Consider the following 20,789-nt stretch of genomic DNA (forward strand, 5'->3'; position numbering starts at 1 on the left):
ACGTTAAATATGAAACCTGAAGATTAAACATGACTGAATCTTTTGCTCAACTATTTGAAGAATCCTTAAAAGAAATCGAAACCCGCCCGGGTTCCATCGTTCGTGGTGTTGTTGTTGCTATCGACAAAGATATCGTACTGGTTGACGCTGGTCTGAAATCTGAGTCCGCCATCCCGGCTGAGCAGTTCAAAAACGCCCAGGGCGAGCTGGAAATCCAGGTTGGTGACGAAGTTGACGTTGCTCTGGATGCAGTAGAAGACGGCTTCGGTGAAACCCTGCTGTCCCGTGAGAAAGCTAAACGTCACGAAGCTTGGATCACGCTGGAAAAAGCTTACGAAGACGCTGAAACTGTAGTCGGTGTTATCAACGGCAAAGTTAAAGGTGGCTTCACTGTTGAGCTGAATGGTATTCGTGCGTTCCTGCCGGGCTCCCTGGTAGACGTTCGTCCGGTGCGCGACACGCTGCACCTGGAAGGCAAAGAGCTTGAATTCAAAGTCATCAAGCTGGACCAGAAACGTAACAACGTCGTTGTTTCTCGTCGTGCCGTTATCGAATCCGAAAACAGCGCAGAGCGCGATCAGCTGCTGGAAAACCTGCAGGAAGGCATGGAAGTCAAAGGTATCGTTAAGAACCTCACTGACTACGGTGCATTCGTTGATCTGGGCGGCGTTGACGGCCTGCTGCACATCACCGATATGGCCTGGAAACGCGTTAAGCATCCGAGCGAAATCGTAAACGTTGGCGACGAAATCACTGTTAAAGTGCTGAAGTTCGACCGCGAGCGTACCCGTGTATCTCTGGGCCTGAAACAGCTGGGCGAAGATCCGTGGGTAGCTATCGCTAAGCGTTATCCGGAAGGTACCAAACTGACCGGTCGCGTGACCAACCTGACCGACTACGGCTGCTTCGTTGAAATCGAAGAAGGCGTTGAAGGCCTGGTTCACGTTTCCGAAATGGATTGGACCAACAAAAACATCCACCCGTCCAAAGTTGTTAACGTTGGCGATGTAGTGGAAGTTATGGTTCTGGATATCGACGAAGAACGTCGTCGTATCTCCCTGGGTCTGAAGCAGTGCAAATCTAACCCATGGCAGCAGTTCGCGGAAACCCACAACAAGGGCGACCGTGTTGAAGGTAAAATCAAGTCTATCACTGACTTCGGTATCTTCATCGGCCTGGACGGCGGCATCGACGGCCTGGTTCACCTGTCTGACATCTCCTGGAACGTTGCAGGCGAAGAAGCAGTTCGTGAATACAAAAAAGGCGACGAAATCGCTGCAGTTGTACTGCAGGTTGACGCAGAACGTGAGCGTATCTCCCTGGGCGTTAAACAGCTGGCGGAAGATCCGTTCAACAACTACGTTGCTCTGAACAAGAAAGGCGCTATCGTAACCGGTAAAGTAACTGCAGTTGACGCTAAAGGCGCAACCGTAGAACTGGCTGACGGCGTTGAAGGTTACCTGCGTGCTTCTGAAGCATCCCGTGACCGCGTTGAAGATGCAACTCTGGTTCTGAGCGTTGGCGACGAAGTTGAAGCTAAATTCACCGGCGTTGATCGTAAAAACCGCGCAATCAGCCTGTCTGTTCGTGCGAAAGACGAAGCTGACGAGAAAGATGCAATCGCAACTGTTAACAAACAGGAAGATGCAAACTTCTCTAACAACGCAATGGCTGAAGCTTTCAAAGCAGCTAAAGGCGAGTAATCTTAGTTATTCAGGCCACAACGGTCTGAATAATGACGAGTTTACTTGACAGATTGCAGGATTCGTCCTGTAATCAAGCACAAAGGGCGGCTACGGCCGCCCTTGTTTAAGCTGTAAGCTAACTTTGCCTTGAAGGAAACCGGAGGAAAAATGACCAAGTCAGAATTGATAGAAAGACTTGCCAGCCAGCAATCTCATATCCCGGCGAAAGCGGTGGAAGATGCTGTTAAAGAAATGCTGGAACATATGGCCTCAACGCTTGCTCAAGGTGAGCGCATTGAAATCCGCGGTTTCGGCAGCTTCTCTCTGCACTATCGAGCACCTCGCACCGGGCGTAACCCGAAGACTGGCGATAAAGTGGAACTGGAAGGTAAGTACGTTCCGCACTTTAAGCCTGGGAAAGAACTACGCGACCGCGCCAACATTTACGAAGAGTAAGTTTTACCGCATCAGGCAAAGACTTACTTAATAAAAAAGCACCTGAGGGTGCTTTTTTTATGCCCGTTTTCCGTGTCCGCTCGCAAAATTTTTGTCATCTGAAAGCAAGAGACAATATTTCCCGGACAGCGCGACGCAACGCCATTCTTTTCAATATGACCACGGCGGCGAATTGTCTGACACTCCCCGATAACAGGGAGGAGTTATGCGATTACCACATCTGGCAGGCTGCGCCATAATCGGAATCTCGCCGCTGCTTTGGCTACCGGCCCTACCGAATATGTTAAGCGTTTGGTGTCTTATTGGCGCTGCGCTAATTATTGCCACGCTGCGCAAACCTTACACAACGTATGCCGCATTGACGTTGCTGTTGTTCGCGTGGGGAATATTACATGCCCGGCAAGCGCTGTGGCCCACTGAGCATATTCCCGGTCGCAGCCGGCAGGCCGTTATTGAGCTGGTAGGCGGTGATGGCCTGACGAGCTGGCAAGGTAAGATAATCCGTCTTGAGGGGCGGCGTTTATATCCCGCGGTTGGGATTACCCTCTACGGCGGCGAACTGCCTGAAGCAGGCTGCGTTGGGCAGCGCTGGCTGATGACCATCCGCGCCCGTCCGGTACATGGGCAGCTAAATGAGGGCGGCTTTGATAGCCAGCGTTACGCCCTTGCGCAGCATCGTCCGCTTAGCGGACGTTTTCTAAATGCCTCATCGCTTGATTCACGTTGTAGCTCCCGGGCCCGCTATCTGGCCTCGTTGAACCGCGCACTCGCTGAGTATCCATGGAGAACGGTGATGCTCGGGCTGGGAATGGGGGAGCGCCTCGCGGTGGCGGATGAGATAAAAAAGTTAATGCAGGAGACGGGAACGTCCCATTTAATGGCTATCTCCGGCCTGCATATTGCGCTGGGGGCGTCACTTGGTTGGTTGCTGGTTCGCGGAATACAGTTCTTTCTTCCGTGCCGCTGGATAGGTTGGCGGATACCGCTGCTTGTCGGGTTAAGTTGCGCGCTGTTTTACGCCTGGCTTACCGGCATGCAACCCCCGGCGCTTCGTACCTGTGCGGCCTTAACCGCAGGATGTCTGTTGCGGCTACAGGCCAGGCGCTGGTCGCCCTGGCAAATATTTTGCTGTTGTATTGCGGCAATACTGCTGGCCGATCCACTGGCGATGATTTCAGAAAGCCTGTGGTTATCGGTCTTTGCGGTTGCTGCGTTGATTTTCTGGTATCAGCTCGCGCCGCTTCGCCGGCACCGCTGTCATTCACCGTGGCGGCAGCTGCTGGCGCTAAGCCACCTGCAATGCGGCCTGATGTTACTGCTTGCGCCGCTGCAGATAGCTTTTTTTCATGGTATTAGCCTGACTTCATTGATAGCTAACCTGGTTGCCGTTCCGCTGGTGACATTTCTAATAGTCCCGCTGATTTTAGCGGCCATGCTACTGCATCTTAGCGGTCCGGCGTTGCTTGAAATGGCGTTATGGCAACTCGCCGATCGGTTGCTGGCAATATTATTCTGGTTCTTACGCCATTTGCCTGCGGGATGGGTATCGCTCGACGAACGCTGGTTGGCGGTCAGTTTACTGCCGTGGCTGGCGTTCCTGGTATGGCGTTTTCAGGCCTGGCGTCAGATGCCGTTACTCTGTATTAGCGGCGTGGCGCTCCTTAGTTGGCCCTTCTGGCGCGCCGCCTCACCGGACGAGTGGCGGGTGACGATGTTGGATGTCGGCCAAGGGCTGGCGGTGGTCATCGAGCGTCAGGGGGCGGCAATGCTCTACGATACAGGGCCTGCCTGGCCGGGAGGAGATAGCGGCCAGCAGCTTATCGTACCTTGGTTACGCTGGCGCGGCCTCCGCCCGGAAGGCGTAATATTGAGCCACGAGCATCTTGATCATCGCGGTGGCCTGAATGCGATTATTCAGGCGTGGCCAAATCTCGTGATTCGTAGTCCGCTTAAAGCGCGCGGGCATCTACCCTGTCGCAGAGGGGTAACCTGGCGCTGGCGAGGGCTCCGATTTCAGGCACTTTGGCCATTGCCTACGGGTGAACATAAAGGGAACAATGGTTCCTGTGTAGTTAGGGTCGATGACGGCAAGCGTAGCGTTTTACTTACCGGCGATATCGAAATCCCGGCCGAACAGCGGATGATAAGCCATTACTGGCAGCATCTTGTGTCTACACTTATTCAGGTCCCGCACCACGGCAGCAATACCTCATCTGGTCTGACGTTGCTGCAGAGGGTAGGAGGAGAGGCGGCTATCGCCTCGGCAGCGCGTTACAATGCATGGAAGATGCCTTCCAGTAAAGTCGAGCAGCGTTATCGTGAGCAAGGGTATCAGTGGTTTGATACACCGCACTCGGGGCAAATAACGATTGTTTTTTCTCCAGATGGTTGGCAAATCCATAGCTTACGAGATCAACTTTTACCTCGTTGGTATCATCAGTGGTTTGGCGGGGACGCGCAGAACGGGTAGAATATGCGGCTATTTCAACATAAGCTGGTTTATTGAATGCAGAACGATAAAGATCTCTCCACGTGGCAGACCTTCCGCCGACTTTGGCCGATGATAGCGCCGTTTAAAGCCGGGCTAATCGTAGCGGCCGTGGCGTTGGTGCTTAACGCGGCAAGTGATACCTTCATGTTATCGCTTCTTAAACCGTTATTGGATGATGGTTTTGGTAAAACGGATCGCTCAGTGCTGTTATGGATGCCGCTGGTGGTGATCGGTTTGATGGTGCTTCGCGGCATCAGTAGCTATATATCGAGCTACTGTATCTCCTGGGTTTCCGGCAAAGTGGTAATGACGATGCGTCGCCGCCTGTTCGGTCATATGATGGGCATGCCCGTCGCCTTCTTCGACAAACAGTCCACCGGGACGTTGCTGTCGCGTATCACCTACGACTCCGAACAGGTTGCTTCATCTTCCTCCAGCGCGTTGATAACCGTAGTGCGTGAAGGGGCCTCAATTATTGGCCTGTTCGCCATGATGTTCTATTACAGCTGGCAACTGTCGCTCATTCTTATCGTGCTGGCGCCTATCGTCTCAGTCGCGATTCGGGTGGTTTCGAAGCGTTTTCGTAATATCAGTAAGAATATGCAGAACACCATGGGGCAGGTGACCACCAGCGCGGAACAGATGCTCAAAGGGCATAAAGAAGTGCTGATGTTCGGCGGCCAGGCCGTTGAAACCAAGCGTTTTGACAAGGTCAGTAATAAGATGCGTCTGCAGGGGATGAAAATGGTCTCCGCGTCCTCCATTTCCGACCCGGTCATTCAGCTGATTGCCTCTCTGGCGCTGGCCTTTGTGCTCTACGCGGCGAGCTTCCCAAGCGTCATGGAAACCCTGACTGCCGGTACCATCACCGTGGTCTTTTCGTCGATGATCGCGCTGATGCGCCCGCTGAAATCCCTGACCAACGTCAACGCGCAGTTCCAGCGCGGTATGGCCGCATGTCAGACGCTTTTCTCCATTCTGGATTCCGAACAGGAGAAAGACGAAGGCACTCGCGTGATTGAGCGCGCCAAAGGTAACCTGGAGTTCCACAACGTCACCTTTAGCTATCCAGGCCGCGAAGTTGCCGCGCTGCGTAACATCAATTTGAGCATCCCGGAAGGGAAAACCGTTGCGCTGGTAGGGCGTTCAGGCTCAGGTAAATCCACCATTGCCAGCCTGATTACCCGGTTCTATGACGTCGACGAGGGGCAGATTCTGCTGGATGGCCACGATTTGCGCGAGTACAAACTGAGCTCCCTGCGCGATCAGGTGGCGCTGGTTTCGCAGAACGTGCACCTGTTCAATGACACCGTCGCCAATAACATCGCCTATGCGCGTACCGAAGAGTACACCCGCGAGCAAATTGAAGAAGCGGCGCGTATGGCCTATGCGATGGACTTTATCAACAAGATGGATAATGGACTGGACACGATTATCGGCGAGAATGGCGTGATGCTCTCCGGCGGTCAACGTCAGCGTATCGCTATTGCGCGCGCGCTGCTGCGCAACAGCCCTATCCTGATCCTCGATGAAGCCACCTCGGCGCTGGATACCGAGTCGGAACGTGCGATTCAGGCGGCGCTGGATGAACTGCAGAAAAACCGTACCTCGCTGGTTATCGCCCACCGTCTGTCGACTATCGAACAGGCTGACGAAATTGTGGTGGTAGAAGATGGTCGCATCGTTGAACGCGGCAGCCATCTTGATCTGCTGGAACATAAAGGCGTTTACGCGCAGCTACACAAGATGCAATTCGGTCAATGATAGCGCGCATCTGGTCCGGCGAATCGCCGCTATGGCGGCTATTGCTGCCGCTCTCCTGGCTGTATGGCCTGGTGAGCGCTTTCATTCGTCTTAGCTATAGGCTAGGGTGGAAAAAAGCCTGGCGCGCGCCGGTGCCGGTCGTCGTGGTCGGTAATCTGACCGCCGGCGGCAACGGTAAAACGCCGGTGGTAGTATGGCTGGTGGAGCAACTGCAGCAGCGAGGCATTCGCGTCGGCGTGGTGTCTCGCGGCTATGGCGGCAAAGCCGACCGCTACCCGCTGTTGCTGGATAATGTAACCAGCACCGCGCAGGCGGGGGATGAGCCGGTGTTAATTCATCAACGCACCGGCGCGCCGGTGGCGGTTGCTCCACTGCGTAGCGAGGCGGTAAAAGCCTTATTAGCCGCTCACGATTTGCAAATTATCGTCACCGATGATGGTCTACAGCACTACAAGCTGGCGCGGGATAAAGAAATCGTCGTGATAGACGGTGTACGCCGTTTTGGCAACGGTTGGTGGTTGCCGGCCGGGCCGATGCGCGAGCGCGCATCCCGCCTGAAAAGCGTCGATGCCGTTATCGTCAACGGCGGCGTCTCGCGCCCGGGGGAAATCCCGATGCAGTTGCGTCCCGGCATGGCGGTGAACCTGCTTACCGGCGAGCGTCGCGATGTTGCGACCCTCGACAACGTAGTGGCGATGGCCGGTATTGGCCATCCGCCGCGCTTTTTCGCGACGCTTGAAAGCTGCGGCGTACGGCCGGTGAAAACCGTAGCGCTGGCGGATCATCAGGCGCTGAGTCAAAGCGCAGTCGCCGCACTGGCAACCTCGGGACAGACGCTGTTGATGACCGAGAAAGACGCGGTGAAATGTCGTGAATTCGCCGCCGCTAACTGGTGGTATCTGCCGGTTGACGCCATAATGACCGATGATCGCGCACAGCGGTTGCTCGCGGACTTAGTGACGCTGGCGCAACGTTAACCTGCGTACTGGTTTTGCTCGCCGCTGTGCTTGAATCCCCTACGGAGAACCTGCATGTCGGTATTGCAACTGTCGCTAAAAGAAGCTCGCTATCTTCATCTCGCGGCGCAAGGGTTACTGAAAAAGCCCCGGCGTCGCGCACGCCAGACTGACATCCTTTCCACCATCCAGCAGATGTCGCTGCTGCAAATCGATACGATCAACGTGGTCGCCCGTAGCCCTTATCTGGTGCTGTTTAGCCGTCTTGGCAGCTATCCGCAGCACTGGCTGGATGATTCTCTGCGTAGCGGCGAACTGATGGAATACTGGGCTCATGAGGCCTGTTTTTTGCCGCGCAGCGATTTCGCCCTCGTACGCCATCGGATGTTGAATCCCGACAAGATGGGCTGGAAATACCATAAAGAGTGGATGCACGAACATGCCGCCAGCATAGAAGAGTTGCTGGCGCATATCGCGCAAAATGGCCCGGTTCGCTCGGCGGATTTTTCCCATCCGCGTAAAGGCGCCAGCGGCTGGTGGGAATGGAAACCGCATAAACGTCATCTTGAAGGGTTGTTCACCGCCGGCAAACTGATGGTCGTTGAGCGGCGTAACTTTCATCGCGTCTATGATTTAACACATCGGGCAATGCCGCACTGGGATGATGAGCGCGACGCGCTCTCCCGCCTGGAGGCCGAGTCCATTATGCTGCGCAACAGCGCGCGCAGCCTCGGCATTTTTCGCCCACAGTGGCTGGCCGATTATTATCGCCTACGCCAGCCTGCATTACCGGCGCTGCTGAAGGGCTGGCAGGATGAGGGGCTGGTGACGCCGGTCATAGTTGAGGAACTGGGTGAAATGTGGCTGCATCGCGATCTGCACGCTGTGCTGGAATCGGCACCCGGCGGGAAGTTAACCGCCAGCCACAGCGCCGTGCTCTCGCCGTTTGACCCGGTGGTGTGGGACCGTAAACGCGCCGAGCAGTTATTCAACTTCAGCTATCGGCTGGAATGCTATACCCCGGCGCCGAAACGGCAATATGGCTACTTTGTGCTACCGTTGCTGCATCAGGGCAAACTGGTTGGCAGGATGGACAGCAAGTTGCACCGTAAGGGAGGCATGCTGGAGATCTTTTCGCTGTGGCTGGAAGAGGGCGTGAAAGTGACTGCCGGGCTGGAAAGCGGGCTCCAGCGGGCAATTAATGATTTTGCGCGCTGGCAAGGTGCAGAAGAGGTTGTGCTGCGCCAGTTACCCGCGACGCTATTTGCTAACCAGCGGCAAGGTTGGGGCGTTGATGCCGCGTGATACGCGGGCGACCATCCTGTGATATGCTGCTGCCAAATCTATTCGGTCCATCAGGAGGAATCATGGATCACCGTTTACTTGAAATTATCGCCTGCCCGGTTTGCAACGGTAAGCTGTACTACAGCCAGGATAAGCAAGAGCTTATCTGCAAAGCCGACAGCCTGGCCTTCCCGCTGCGCGAAGGCATCCCGGTACTACTTGAAAACGAAGCGCGCTCACTCGCGGTAGAAGAGAGCCAGCCATGAGTTTCGTCGTCATTATTCCTGCGCGTTTTGCCTCCACGCGCCTGCCGGGAAAACCTCTGCAGGATATCAACGGTAAACCGATGATAGTCCACGTGCTGGAGCGCGCCCGCGAATCTGGCGCGGATCGCATTATCGTCGCCACCGATCATGAAGATGTCGCGCGTGCGGTTGAAGCCGCGGGCGGCGAGGTTTGCATGACCCGCGCGGACCATCAATCCGGCACCGAACGTCTGGCGGAAGTCGTTGAAAAATGCGCTTTCAGCGATGACACCATCATCGTCAATATTCAGGGTGATGAACCGATGATCCCGTCGGCGATCGTGCGACAGGTGGCGGAAAACCTCGCGGCCAGCACCAGCGGGATGGCAACGTTGGCGGTACCTATCCACGATGCCGAAGAAGCATTTAACCCGAATGCGGTCAAAGTGGTCATGGATGCCGACGGCTACGCGCTCTATTTTTCTCGCGCGACTATTCCGTGGGATCGCGATCGTTTTGCAAAATCGCGCGAAGAAATTGGCGATTCCCTGCTGCGCCATATTGGTATTTACGGTTATCGCGCTGGTTTTATTCGTCGTTACGTTAGCTGGGCGCCAAGCCCGCTTGAGCAAATTGAGATGCTCGAACAGCTGCGCGTACTGTGGTATGGCGAAAAAATCCACGTCGCGGTGGCGGAAGTGGTTCCTGGCACCGGCGTTGATACGCCGGAAGATCTGGAGCGCGTCCGCGCCGAATTGCGTTAATCCTTACCGTCCCCTTCGCCTGGAGGGGACATATTTCTGCCGCTAATTAGCCCATTTTTGATCTTATCCGCTGACAAGTCGCCCCCATACGCTCATTATGAAAACAGTAGTTTTCATGAGGGTATCTATGATGGAACAGTTGCGAGCCGAACTGAGCCACCTGCTTGGCGAGAAGCTAAGCCGCGTGGAGTGCGTTAGCGAGAAACCCTCGTCAGCGCTATGGTCGCTGTATGATGCGCAGGGAAACCCAATGCCGCTGTTGGCGAAAAGCTTTACTACGCCCGGCGTAGCGCGCCAGCTGGCGTGGAAAATTTCGCTGCTTGCCCGTAGCGGCACCGTTCGTATGCCGGTGGTATACGGCGTCATGACGCATGAAGAACATCCTGGACCTGACGTATTGCTGATTGAACGGTTACGCGGCGTTTCAGTGGAAGCGCCGGCGCGTACGCCCGAGCGGTGGGAGCAGTTGCAGGATCAGATTGTCGAAGGGTTACTGACGTGGCATCGCCACGATAGCGGCGGCTGTGTGGGAATGGTCGATAGCACTCAGGAAAACCTCTGGCCTCACTGGTATCGCCAGCGGGTAGAAATGCTGTGGAGCACGCTCAACCTCTATCACGACACCGGGCTGACGATGCAGGATAAGCGCATTTTATTCCGCAGTCGTGAGAGCCTGCCGCAGCTGTTTAGTGATTTTAGCGATAACTGCGTGCTGGTTCATGGCTGCTTTACGCTACGTAGTATGCTCAAAGACGCGCGCAGCGATCAGCTGCTGGCGATGGTCGGTCCGGGGATGATGCTGTGGGCGCCGCGCGAGTACGAACTGTTCCGCCTCGCCGACGGCGGGTTAGGGGAGCAGTTACTCTGGCGCTACCTGCAGCGGGCGCCGGTCGCGGAGTCTTTCGTCTGGCGGCGTTGGCTGTATCAGCTATGGGATGAAGTCGAAAGTCTGGTGAATACCGGGCGCTTCGATCGCGCCCGTTTCTCGCTTGCCGCGAAATCAATCCTGCCCTGGATCGCCTGACGCTCCCTTCAGCCACTGCCAGCTTCGTCCCAGGGTCTCGTAAATCGCGCGTTCGCTGTGCATCAGCCAATACGGTGACGGCAGGGCGCGCTCCCAGGGGTTAAGCGCCGATTCCACCGCCAGCTGGTTGGCAGGCGCCGGTAACGGATTCAGTCCGGCATGGCGGAAAAATATCATCGCTCGCGGCAGGTGCGAGGCGGACGTCACCAGCAGGAATGGCGCCGCGCCGATGGCTTTTTTGACTTCAGCCGCTTCCTGTTCGGTATCTTTTGGTCGGTCAAGGACGATAATCGCGCTACGCGGTACGCCGAGGCTTTCGGCGACGCGCGCCCCCGCCTCGGCGGTACTAACCGGGTTGGTTTTAGCCGCCGCGCCGGTAAAGATCATTTTCGCGCCTGGGTTTTCCCGCCACAGGCGTATCCCCTCAGCCAGCCGCGGCAGACTGTTGTTGATCAGGTTCGAGCTTGGCGCCCACTGTGGATTCCAGGTATAACCGCCGCCCAGCACCACAATATACTCAACGGATTTGCCGCCGCGCCAGGTCGGGTAGCTTTTCTCGATCGGTTTTAACAACCCGTCAGCCACCGGCTGCAGGCTTAATAGCGCCAGCAACAGCCAGCTCAGAGTAACCAGCGCTTTGCCGGTTTTCTGAAAACGGCTGCGCCATAGCAGGATGATGCCGATCGCCATCAGCAATAACAGCAGAGGAAGCGGCAGCATCATGCCGCCCAATACCTTTTTCAGTGTGAAAAGCATCCCAAATGGTTCCTTTTTTAACCATATAAGCAAAGTTCTGCGTGGATCTTATAACAGATCGCTTCATTATCGCCGTGGGTATGACAAAATAGCGGTTTTGTGTTGGCTTGTGGAGTCGTCCGTGCAGGATCGCAATTTTGATGACATCGCTGAAAAGTTTTCGCGCAATATTTATGGCACCACCAAGGGCCAACTGCGCCAGGCGATCCTTTGGCAGGATCTGGAACCGCTGCTAACGCAGATGGGGCCTGGGCCGTTGCGGGTGCTGGATGCCGGCGGCGGCGAAGGGCAAACGGCGATCCGCGTCGCGGAATTAGGCCACCACGTCACGCTATGCGATCTTTCCGCCGAAATGGTGGCTCGCGCTCAGCAGGCGGCCCGCGATAAAGGTGTGATCGACAACATGCATTTTGTACAATGCGCGGCGCAGGATATTGCTCAGCATTTGGAAAGCCCCGTCGATCTGATACTGTTTCATGCGGTGCTTGAGTGGGTCGCGGAACCGCAGGAAATGTTGCGCACGCTGTGGTCGGTATTGCGTCCGGGCGGCGCGCTGTCGTTAATGTTCTACAATGCTAACGGCCTGCTGATGCACAATATGGTCGCCGGAAACTTCGACTACGTGCAAATTGGCATGCCGAAAAAGAAAAAACGCACGCTATCGCCGGATTATCCGCGCGATCCGCAGCAGGTTTACGGTTGGCTGGAAGATCTCGGTTGGCAGATAACCGGTAAAACCGGCGTGCGGGTGTTTCATGATTATCTGCGTGAGAAACGTAAACAGCATGACAGCTTTGCGGCGCTGCTGGAGCTGGAAACGCGCTACTGTCGCCAGGAGCCGTATATCAGCCTGGGCCGCTATATTCATGTCACCGCGCTTAAGAAAGATCCAGGCGCACAGCCGCAGATGCAAGGATAAACTATGAGTGAATTTTCCCAGACAGTCCCCGAACTGGTTGCCTGGGCCAGGAAAAATGATTTTTCCATCTCGCTGCCGGTCGACAGACTCTCTTTTCTGCTGGCTGTCGCCACGCTGAACGGCGAGCGGCTGGAAGGGGAAATGACCGAGGGAGAACTGGTGGACGCGTTCCGCCACGTTAGTGATGCGTTTGAGCAGACCAGCGAAACCATCAGCCAGCGCGCCAATAACGCCATCAACGATATGGTGCGCCAGCGTCTGCTGAACCGCTTTACCAGCGAAATAACGGAAGGGAATGCGATCTACCGCCTGACGCCGTTAGGTATCGGCATTACCGACTACTACATTCGCCAGCGCGAATTTTCTACCCTGCGTTTGTCGATGCAGCTGTCGATTGTGGCCGGCGAACTGAAGCGGGCTGCAGATTCCGCGGATGAGGGCGGCGATGAATTCCACTGGCATCGCAACGTTTTTGCGCCGCTGAAATATTCGGTGGCGGAAATCTTCGATAGTATCGATCTGACTCAACGCATCATGGATGAGCAGCAGCAGCAGGTGAAAGATGATATCGCCCAGTTGCTGAACAAAGACTGGCGCGCGGCGATTTCCAGCTGTGAACTGCTGCTGTCCGAAACCTCCGGCACCCTGCGCGAATTGCAGGATACCCTGGATGCGGCGGGCGACAAGCTGCAGGCCAACCTGCTGCGTATCCAGGACGCCACCATCGCGCGCGACGATCTGCATTTTGTCGACCGTCTGGTGTTCGACCTGCAAAGCAAGCTCGACCGTATCGTCAGCTGGGGCCAACAGGCTATTGACCTGTGGATCGGTTACGATCGTCACGTACATAAATTTATCCGTACCGCCATCGATATGGATAAAAACCGCGTTTTCGCCCAGCGTTTGCGTCAGTCGGTGCAAACCTACTTCGATGCTCCGTGGGCACTGACCTACGCTAGCGCCGACCGTTTGCTGGATATGCGCGATGAAGAGATGGCGCTGCGCGATGAAGAAGTCACCGGCGAGCTGCCGGCAGACCTCGAATTCGAAGAGTTCAACGAAATTCGCGAGCAGCTGGCCGCGCTGATTGAAGCGCAGCTGGTGGTTTACAAAGAGAAGGGTATGCCGCTGGATCTCGGCCTGGTGGCGCGAGAGTTCCTGGCGCAGTATCCGCGCGCGCGTCACTTTGACGTCGCGCGAATCGTCGTTGACCAGGCGGTACAGCTGGGCGTCGCCCAGGCAGATTTCACCGGACTGCCGGCAAAATGGCAGCCGATTAATGATTACGGAGCCAAGGTACAGGCGCATGTCATTGACAAATATTGAACAAGTGATGCCAGCTAAGCTGGCGCAGGCGTTGGCCAATCCGTTATTTCCGGCGCTGGATAGCGCCCTGCGCGCAGGCCGTCACATTGGCCTCGATGAGCTGGATAATCACGCATTTTTGATGGATTTTCAGGATTACCTGGAAGAGTTTTACGCTCGCTACAACGTTGAGCTGATCCGCGCGCCGGAGGGGTTCTTCTACCTGCGCCCGCGCTCCACGACCTTGATCCCGCGCTCGGTATTGTCAGAGCTGGATATGATGGTCGGCAAAATTCTTTGCTACCTCTATCTCAGCCCCGAACGTCTGGCTAATGAAGGCATCTTCACCCAGCAGGAGCTCTACGATGAGCTGCTGACGCTGGCGGACGAAAGTAAATTACTGAAGCTGGTGAACAACCGTTCCACCGGTTCCGACCTCGACCGCCAGAAGCTGCAGGAAAAAATGCGCGCGTCCCTCAACCGCCTGCGCCGCCTCGGCATGGTGTGGTTTATGGGCCACGACAGCAGTAAATTCCGCATCACCGAATCGGTGTTCCGCTTTGGCGCTGACGTGCGCGTTGGCGACGATCCGCGCGAAGCGCAGCTGCGCATGATCCGCGACGGTGAAGCGATGGCGCTGGAGAATCACCTGCAGCTCAATGATGAGAATGAAGAGAATCAGCCGGATAGCGGGGAGGAAGAATAATGATTGAACGCGGTAAGTTTCGCTCGCTGACGCTGGTTAACTGGAACGGTTTTTTTGCCCGGACCTTCGATCTTGATGAGCTGGTAACCACCCTTTCCGGGGGCAACGGCGCAGGTAAATCCACCACCATGGCGGCTTTCGTCACGGCGCTGATCCCGGATTTAACCCTGCTGCACTTCCGTAACACCACCGAAGCGGGCGCCACCAGCGGTTCGCGCGATAAAGGCCTGCACGGTAAACTGCGCGCTGGGGTCTGTTACTCGGTGCTCGATGTGATCAACTCACGCCACCAGCGCGTGGTCGTCGGGGTACGTCTGCAGCAGGTTGCCGGGCGCGATCGTAAAGTCGATATTAAGCCATTTGCCATCCAGGGATTGCCAACTTCGATCCAGCCGACCCAACTGTTGACCGAAACGCTCAACGAGCGCCAGGCGCGCGTCGTGAGCCTCAACGAGCTGAAAGACAAGCTCGACGCCATGGAAGGGGTGCAATTCAAACAGTTTAACTCGATTACCGAATATCACTCGCTGATGTTTGATTTGGGCGTGGTAGCGCGTCGTCTGCGTTCAGCATCCGATCGTAGCAAATACTACCGCCTGATTGAGGCCTCGCTGTACGGCGGGATCTCCAGCACCATTACCCGCTCCCTGCGCGATTACCTGCTGCCGGAGAACAGCGGCGTGCGTAAGGCGTTCCAGGATATGGAAGCGGCGCTGCGTGAAAACCGTATGACCCTGGAAGCGATTCGCGTTACTCAGTCCGATCGCGATCTGTTTAAGCACCTTATCAGCGAAGCCACCAACTACGTGGCGGCGGACTACATGCGCCACGCCAACGAGCGGCGAATCCATCTGGATAAAGCGCTGGAGTACCGTCGCGAGCTCTTTACCTCGCGTTCGCAGCTGGCGGCAGAGCAGTACAAACATGTCGATATGGCGCGCGAGCTGCAGGAACACAACGGCGCAGAAGGCGATCTGGAAGCTGATTATCAGGCCGCCAGCGATCACCTGAACCTGGTACAAACCGCCCTGCGTCAGCAAGAAAAAATCGAGCGCTACGAGGCGGATCTCGACGAACTGCAGATTCGTCTGGAAGAGCAAAATGAAGTGGTGGCGGAAGCCGCCGACCAGCAGGAAGAAAACGAAGCCCGCGCCGAGGCCGCCGAACTGGAAGTGGATGAGCTGAAAAGCCAGCTCGCCGATTACCAGCAGGCGCTCGACGTGCAGCAGACTCGCGCCATTCAATACAATCAGGCGCTACAGGCGCTGGAACGCGCGCGTGCGCTGTGTCACCTGCCGGATTTAACCGCCGACAGCGCCGACGAATGGCTGGAAACTTTCCAGGCGAAAGAGCTGGAAGCGACGGAAAAAATGCTGTCGCTGGAACAGAAAATGAGCGTGGCGCAAACCGCGCACAGCCAGTTTGAACAAGCGTATCAGCTTGTTGCGGCGATCAACGGTCCGCTGGCGCGTAATGAAGCCTGGGATGTGGCGCGTGAATTATTACGCGACGGCGTCAACCAGCGCCACCTGGCGGAGCAGGCTCATGGGCTGCGTAGCCGTCTCAACGAGCTGGAACAGCGTCTGCGTGAACAACAGGACGCCGAGCGCCAGCTGGCCGAGTTCTGTAAGCGCCAGGGCAAACGCTACGATATCGACGATTTGGAAACGCTGCATCAGGAGCTGGAAGCGCGTATCGCTTCGTTAGCCGATAGCGTTTCTAACGCTCAGGAACAGCGCATGGCTCTGCGTCAGGAGCTGGAACAGCTGCAGTCGCGTACCCAGACGCTGATGCGCCGGGCGCCGATTTGGCTGGCGGCGCAAAACAGCCTCAACCAGCTGTGCGAGCAGAGCGGCGAGCAGTTTGAATCAAGCCAGGATGTCACCGAATACCTGCAGCAACTGCTGGAGCGCGAGCGCGAAGCAATTGTTGAGCGTGATGAAGTCGGCGCCCGCAAGCGCGCCATCGACGAAGAAATCGAGCGTCTCAGCCAGCCGGGCGGTTCTGAAGACCCGCGTCTGAACGCGCTGGCGGAGCGCTTCGGCGGCGTGCTGTTGTCGGAAATCTACGACGACGTTAGCCTCGAAGATGCCCCGTACTTCTCCGCGCTTTATGGCCCATCGCGCCATGCGATCGTGGTTCCGGATCTGTCACAGGTGGCGGAGCAGCTCGAAGGGCTGGAAGATTGCCCGGAAGACCTGTATCTGATCGAAGGCGATCCGCAGTCCTTCGATGACAGCGTTTTCAGCGTCGATGAGCTGGAAAAGGCGGTGGTAGTGAAAATTGCCGACCGCCAGTGGCGCTATTCGCGCTTCCCGACGCTGCCGCTGTTTGGCCGCGCCGCCCGTGAAAACCGCATCGAAACGCTGCACGCCGAGCGTGAAAGTCTCTCCGAGCGTTTTGCTACGCTGTCGTTTGACGTGCAGAAAACGCAGCGCCTGCATCAGGCCTTCAGCCGCTTCATCGGTAGCCATCTGGCGGTTGCCTTTGATGACGACCCGGAAGAAGAGATCCGCAAACTCAACAGCCGCCGCGGAGAACTCGAGCGCGCGCTGAATGCGCATGAAAGCGATAACCAACAGAACCGCGTCCAGTACGAGCAGGCGAAAGAGGGCGTGTCGGCGCTTAACCGCCTGCTGCCGCGCCTGAATCTGCTGGCCGATGAGACGCTGGCCGATCGCGTAGATGAAATCCAGGAGCGTCTGGACGAAGCGCAGGAAGCGGCGCGCTTTATCCAGCAGCATGGCAATCAGCTGGCGAAACTGGAACCGATCGTCTCGGTACTGCAGAGCGACCCGGAGCAGTTCGAGCAGCTGAAAGAAGATTACGCCTATTCGCAGCAAATCCAGCGCGATGCGCGCCAGCAGGCTTTCGCGCTGGCGGAAGTCGTGCAGCGTCGCGCCCACTTCAGCTATTCTGACTCGGCGGAGATGCTCAGCGGCAATAGCGATCTCAACGAGAAGCTGCGCCAGCGCCTGCAACAAGCAGAATCCGAGCGTAGCCGCGCTCGCGAAGCAATGCGTAGCCACGTTGCGCAGTTGAACCAGTACAACCAGGTGCTGGCGTCGCTGAAAAGCTCGTATGACACCAAGAAAGAGCTGCTCAACGATCTGTATAAAGAGCTGCAGGATATCGGCGTGCGCGCCGATGCCGGCGCGGAAGAGCGTGCGCGTGCGCGTCGTGATGAACTGCATATGCAGCTGAGCAACAACCGCTCCCGCCGTAATCAGCTGGAGAAAGCGTTGACCTTCTGCGAAGCGGAGATGGACAATCTGACCCGCAAACTGCGCAAGCTGGAGCGCGATTACTGCGAAATGCGCGAGCAGGTAGTGAGCGCTAAAGCGGGATGGTGCGCGGTGATGCGTCTGGTGAAAGACAACGGCGTGGAACGTCGTCTTCACCGCCGCGAGCTGGCCTATCTCTCCGCCGACGAACTGCGTTCGATGTCGGATAAGGCGCTGGGCGCGCTGCGTCTGGCGGTCGCCGATAACGAACACCTGCGCGACGTCCTGCGTATTTCGGAAGATCCGAAACGTCCGGAGCGCAAAATTCAGTTCTTCGTTGCCGTTTATCAGCATCTGCGCGAGCGAATCCGCCAGGATATTATTCGCACCGATGATCCGGTAGAAGCGATCGAGCAGATGGAAATCGAACTCAGCCGTCTGACCGAAGAGCTAACCAACCGTGAACAGAAGCTGGCGATCAGCTCCCGCAGCGTGGCGAATATCATTCGCAAGACCATCCAGCGTGAACAGAACCGTATTCGCATGCTCAACCAGGGGCTGCAGAGCGTATCGTTCGGTCAGGTCAACAGCGTGCGTCTGAACGTCAACGTGCGCGAGACCCACTCGACGCTGCTTGATGTACTGTCTGAACAGCATGAGCAGCATCAGGATCTGTTTAACAGCAATCGTCTTACCTTCTCGGAAGCGCTGGCAAAACTGTATCAACGCCTGAACCCGCAGATTGATATGGGGCAACGTACGCCGCAAACCATCGGCGAGGAACTGCTCGACTACCGCAACTATCTGGAGATGGAAGTGGAAGTTAACCGTGGTTCAGACGGCTGGCTACGCGCAGAGTCCGGCGCGCTGTCGACCGGTGAAGCGATCGGTACCGGGATGTCGATTTTGGTGATGGTGGTGCAGAGCTGGGAAGATGAATCCCGTCGTCTGCGCGGGAAGGATATCTCGCCTTGCCGTCTGCTGTTCCTCGATGAAGCAGCGCGTCTTGATGCCCGCTCTATCGCTACGCTGTTCGAACTGTGTGAACGTCTGGAGATGCAGCTGATTATCGCGGCCCCGGAAAATATCAGCCCGGAAAAAGGCACTACTTATAAACTGGTGCGTAAAGTGTTCAATAATCACGAACATGTACACGTTGTCGGCCTGCGCGGTTTTGCCGCGCCGGTACCGGAAGCGCTGCCTGGAACCGCTGACGCCTCCTGAAAGGGCGTCGATTAATAGGAAAAAGGGTGACAATTTGTCGCCCTTTTTGTTTTTCTGTACAGTACGCTAACAGGGTATAGCCTTTAAACTTCTTTACATTTGGTAAGGCAAAAGCGTTTTCGCCTTTATATACTGAGAATAAGCCCCATTAGGCGGGCAGCAATGTGTTAACAGGGGGCAAGGGATGTTGCTAAAGAAACGGTATGGTCGACAATTGTCGGTGCTCAGCTTGAGCCTGGCTTTTGCATTTGCTCCACTGTTCAATGTTCAGGCCGCAGAGCCTGAAGTTATACCCACCGACAGCTCCGCGACGGTGGGCGATCTTTCGTCGGCATTGGTACAAAACGATGGTCAGTCCGCTGCGGTCGCGCAAATGGCCGGCGAGCAGCCGCTGGCGGCGGATGCGGTGGCGAAAAGCCGCGCTGAAATCGAGGCCATGCTGCCGTCGGGTTATCACCCGGTTTATATCAACCCGCTGGTGGCGCTATACGCCGCCCGCGACATGAAGCCAATGTGGGAGAACCGCGATGCGGTACAGGCCTTCCAGCAGCAGCTGGCAGAGGTCGCTATCGCCGGCTTCCAGCCGCAGTTCACCACATGGGTAAGCTTACTCACGGACCCGTCCATCAGCGGCATGGCTCGCGATGTCGTACTCTCCGACGCCATGATGGGATATCTGCATTTTATTAGCGGTATTCCGATGCAGGGGAACCGTTGGCTGTATGGCTCAACGCCGTACAAAATGGCGACGCCGCCGCTGTCGGTGATTAACCAGTGGCAGCTGGCGCTGGATAACGGTTCGCTACCGCAGTTTATTGCCGGACTGGCGCCACAACATTCACAATATGAAGCAATGCATCAGGCGCTGTTGACGCTGGTGGCGGATAACCGTCCGTGGCCGCAGCTGACCAGTAATGCCTCGCTGCGTCCGGGCGAGTGGAGCAACGATATTGGCGCCCTGCGTGAAATTCTGCAGCGTACCGGCATGCTGGATGATTCGGCGAAAATCGCCCTACCGGGCGATGTGGTAAGCCCATCGGCGAAACCGAAATCGAAAGCAAAACCTGCCGCGCGCGGCGTTTACGATCGCCAACTGGTAGAAGGCGTGAAGCGCTTTCAGGCCTGGCAAGGGCTGGGCGCTGATGGCGTCATCGGCCAGTCCACCCGCGACTGGCTGAACGTTTCTTCGGCGCAGCGTGCCGGCGTACTGGCGCTGAATATCCAGCGTCTGCGTTTGTTACCGAGTAAATTGTCCACCGGCATCATGGTCAATATTCCGGCGTTCTCGCTGGTCTATTACCAGGACGGCAGTCAGGTGCTGGCATCGAGAGTCATTGTCGGTCGTCCGGATCGTAAAACGCCGATGATGAGCAGCGCGTTGAACAACGTGGTAGTCAACCCGCCGTGGAACGTGCCGCCGACGCTGGCGCGCAAAGATATTCTGCCGAAGGTGCGCAACAATCCAGGCTATCTGGAACAGCATGGTTATACGTTGATGCGCGGCTGGAACAGCAAAGAAGCTATCGATCCGTATGGCGTCGATTGGTCTACCATCACCGAGAAGAATCTACCGTTCCGTTTCCAGCAGGCGCCGGGCGCGCGCAACTCGCTGGGACGTTATAAGTTCAATATGCCAAGCTCGGATGCTATTTATCTCCACGATACGCCGAACCACAATCTGTTCCAGAAAGATGTTCGCGCGTTGAGCTCGGGCTGCGTTCGCGTCAATAAAGCCTCTGAACTGGCGAATATGCTTTTGCAGGATGCTGGCTGGAATGATTCACGCATTTCCGACGCGCTGAAGCAGGGGGATACGCGCTACGTCAATATTCGGCAAAATATTCCGGTTAATTTATATTATTTGACCGCCTTTGTTGGCGCTGATGGACGTACACAATATCGAACAGATATTTACAATTACGATCTCACCGCGCGATCCAGCGCACAAATTCTGCCAAAAGCGGAACAATTAATCAGGTAAATGAA

14 protein-coding genes and 1 pseudogene are annotated in these 20,789 nt (G+C 56.3%); 14 read left to right on the plus strand and 1 reads right to left on the minus strand.

What is annotated here, in order from left to right:
- Positions 1-29 precede the first annotated feature (29 nt).
- The 9 genes from rpsA to PGR29_RS10120 all read left to right on the plus strand — a co-directional run bounded on the left by rpsA (position 30) and on the right by PGR29_RS10120 (position 10,669).
- Entirely contained in the window at positions 30-1,703 is a 1,674-nt protein-coding gene (gene rpsA / locus PGR29_RS10080; RefSeq protein ID WP_015367470.1) for a 30S ribosomal protein S1, read from the plus strand.
- A 150-nt stretch (positions 1,704-1,853) separates the two neighbouring features.
- The gene (gene ihfB, locus PGR29_RS10085; protein WP_004100704.1) at positions 1,854-2,141 is read left to right on the plus strand and encodes an integration host factor subunit beta; all 288 of its coding nucleotides are present in this window, start codon (positions 1,854-1,856) and stop codon (positions 2,139-2,141) included.
- A gap of 205 nt (positions 2,142-2,346) precedes the next feature.
- Complete coding sequence (locus PGR29_RS10090; RefSeq protein WP_316424474.1) at positions 2,347-4,611, plus strand: ComEC family protein; 2,265 nt, start codon at positions 2,347-2,349, stop codon at positions 4,609-4,611.
- 36 nt (positions 4,612-4,647) lie between these two features.
- Positions 4,648-6,396, plus strand: coding sequence for a lipid A ABC transporter ATP-binding protein/permease MsbA (gene msbA, locus PGR29_RS10095; protein ID WP_032707692.1), 1,749 nt, complete (start codon positions 4,648-4,650; stop codon positions 6,394-6,396).
- Positions 6,393-7,373 carry a tetraacyldisaccharide 4'-kinase gene (lpxK, locus tag PGR29_RS10100; protein WP_113374287.1) on the plus strand — a complete coding sequence of 327 codons (981 nt, stop codon included), beginning with the start codon at positions 6,393-6,395 and terminating at the stop codon, positions 7,371-7,373. The genes msbA and lpxK overlap by 4 nt, the downstream gene beginning before the upstream one ends.
- Positions 7,374-7,427: 54 nt before the next feature.
- Complete coding sequence (locus PGR29_RS10105) at positions 7,428-8,657, plus strand: winged helix-turn-helix domain-containing protein (RefSeq protein ID WP_316424475.1); 1,230 nt, start codon at positions 7,428-7,430, stop codon at positions 8,655-8,657.
- A 62-nt stretch (positions 8,658-8,719) separates the two neighbouring features.
- Positions 8,720-8,902 carry a protein YcaR gene (ycaR, locus tag PGR29_RS10110; RefSeq protein ID WP_042892909.1) on the plus strand — a complete coding sequence of 61 codons (183 nt, stop codon included), beginning with the start codon at positions 8,720-8,722 and terminating at the stop codon, positions 8,900-8,902.
- A complete protein-coding gene (kdsB, locus tag PGR29_RS10115) occupies positions 8,899-9,645 on the plus strand; it encodes a 3-deoxy-manno-octulosonate cytidylyltransferase (RefSeq protein ID WP_045375627.1) in 747 nt (248 codons plus the stop codon). Before ycaR ends, kdsB begins: the two co-directional genes overlap by 4 nt.
- 130 nt (positions 9,646-9,775) lie before the next feature.
- Positions 9,776-10,669, plus strand: coding sequence for a YcbJ family phosphotransferase (locus PGR29_RS10120; RefSeq protein WP_316424641.1), 894 nt, complete (start codon positions 9,776-9,778; stop codon positions 10,667-10,669).
- Here PGR29_RS10120 and elyC read toward each other — a convergent pair.
- The gene (elyC, locus tag PGR29_RS10125) at positions 10,646-11,425 is read right to left on the minus strand and encodes an envelope biogenesis factor ElyC (RefSeq protein ID WP_213317005.1); all 780 of its coding nucleotides are present in this window, start codon (positions 11,423-11,425) and stop codon (positions 10,646-10,648) included. The two genes, PGR29_RS10120 and elyC, sit on opposite strands and share 24 nt — an antisense overlap.
- 121 nt (positions 11,426-11,546) lie before the next feature.
- On the opposite strand from elyC, the pseudogene cmoM reads away from it, so the two are divergent.
- From cmoM to ldtD, 5 genes and pseudogenes are all read left to right on the plus strand, one after another.
- A pseudogene (gene cmoM, locus PGR29_RS10130) lies at positions 11,547-12,351 on the plus strand (tRNA uridine 5-oxyacetic acid(34) methyltransferase CmoM).
- On the plus strand, positions 12,348-13,670 hold the full coding sequence (mukF, locus tag PGR29_RS10135) for a chromosome partition protein MukF (RefSeq protein ID WP_087858143.1): 1,323 nt from the start codon (positions 12,348-12,350) through the stop codon (positions 13,668-13,670). The pseudogene cmoM and the gene mukF overlap by 4 nt, the downstream one beginning before the upstream one ends.
- A complete protein-coding gene (gene mukE, locus PGR29_RS10140; RefSeq protein ID WP_015367459.1) occupies positions 13,651-14,355 on the plus strand; it encodes a chromosome partition protein MukE in 705 nt (234 codons plus the stop codon). Before mukF ends, mukE begins: the two co-directional genes overlap by 20 nt.
- Positions 14,355-18,803, plus strand: a complete 4,449-nt coding sequence (gene mukB / locus PGR29_RS10145) for a chromosome partition protein MukB (protein ID WP_047045610.1) — start codon at positions 14,355-14,357, stop codon at positions 18,801-18,803. Before mukE ends, mukB begins: the two co-directional genes overlap by 1 nt.
- Positions 18,804-18,987: 184 nt before the next feature.
- A complete protein-coding gene (gene ldtD, locus PGR29_RS10150; protein WP_316424476.1) occupies positions 18,988-20,784 on the plus strand; it encodes a L,D-transpeptidase in 1,797 nt (598 codons plus the stop codon).
- Positions 20,785-20,789: the final 5 nt, after the last annotated feature.

The organism is Klebsiella sp. 141203 (assembly GCF_032601985.1).
Lineage (GTDB): Bacteria > Pseudomonadota > Gammaproteobacteria > Enterobacterales > Enterobacteriaceae > Klebsiella > Klebsiella aerogenes.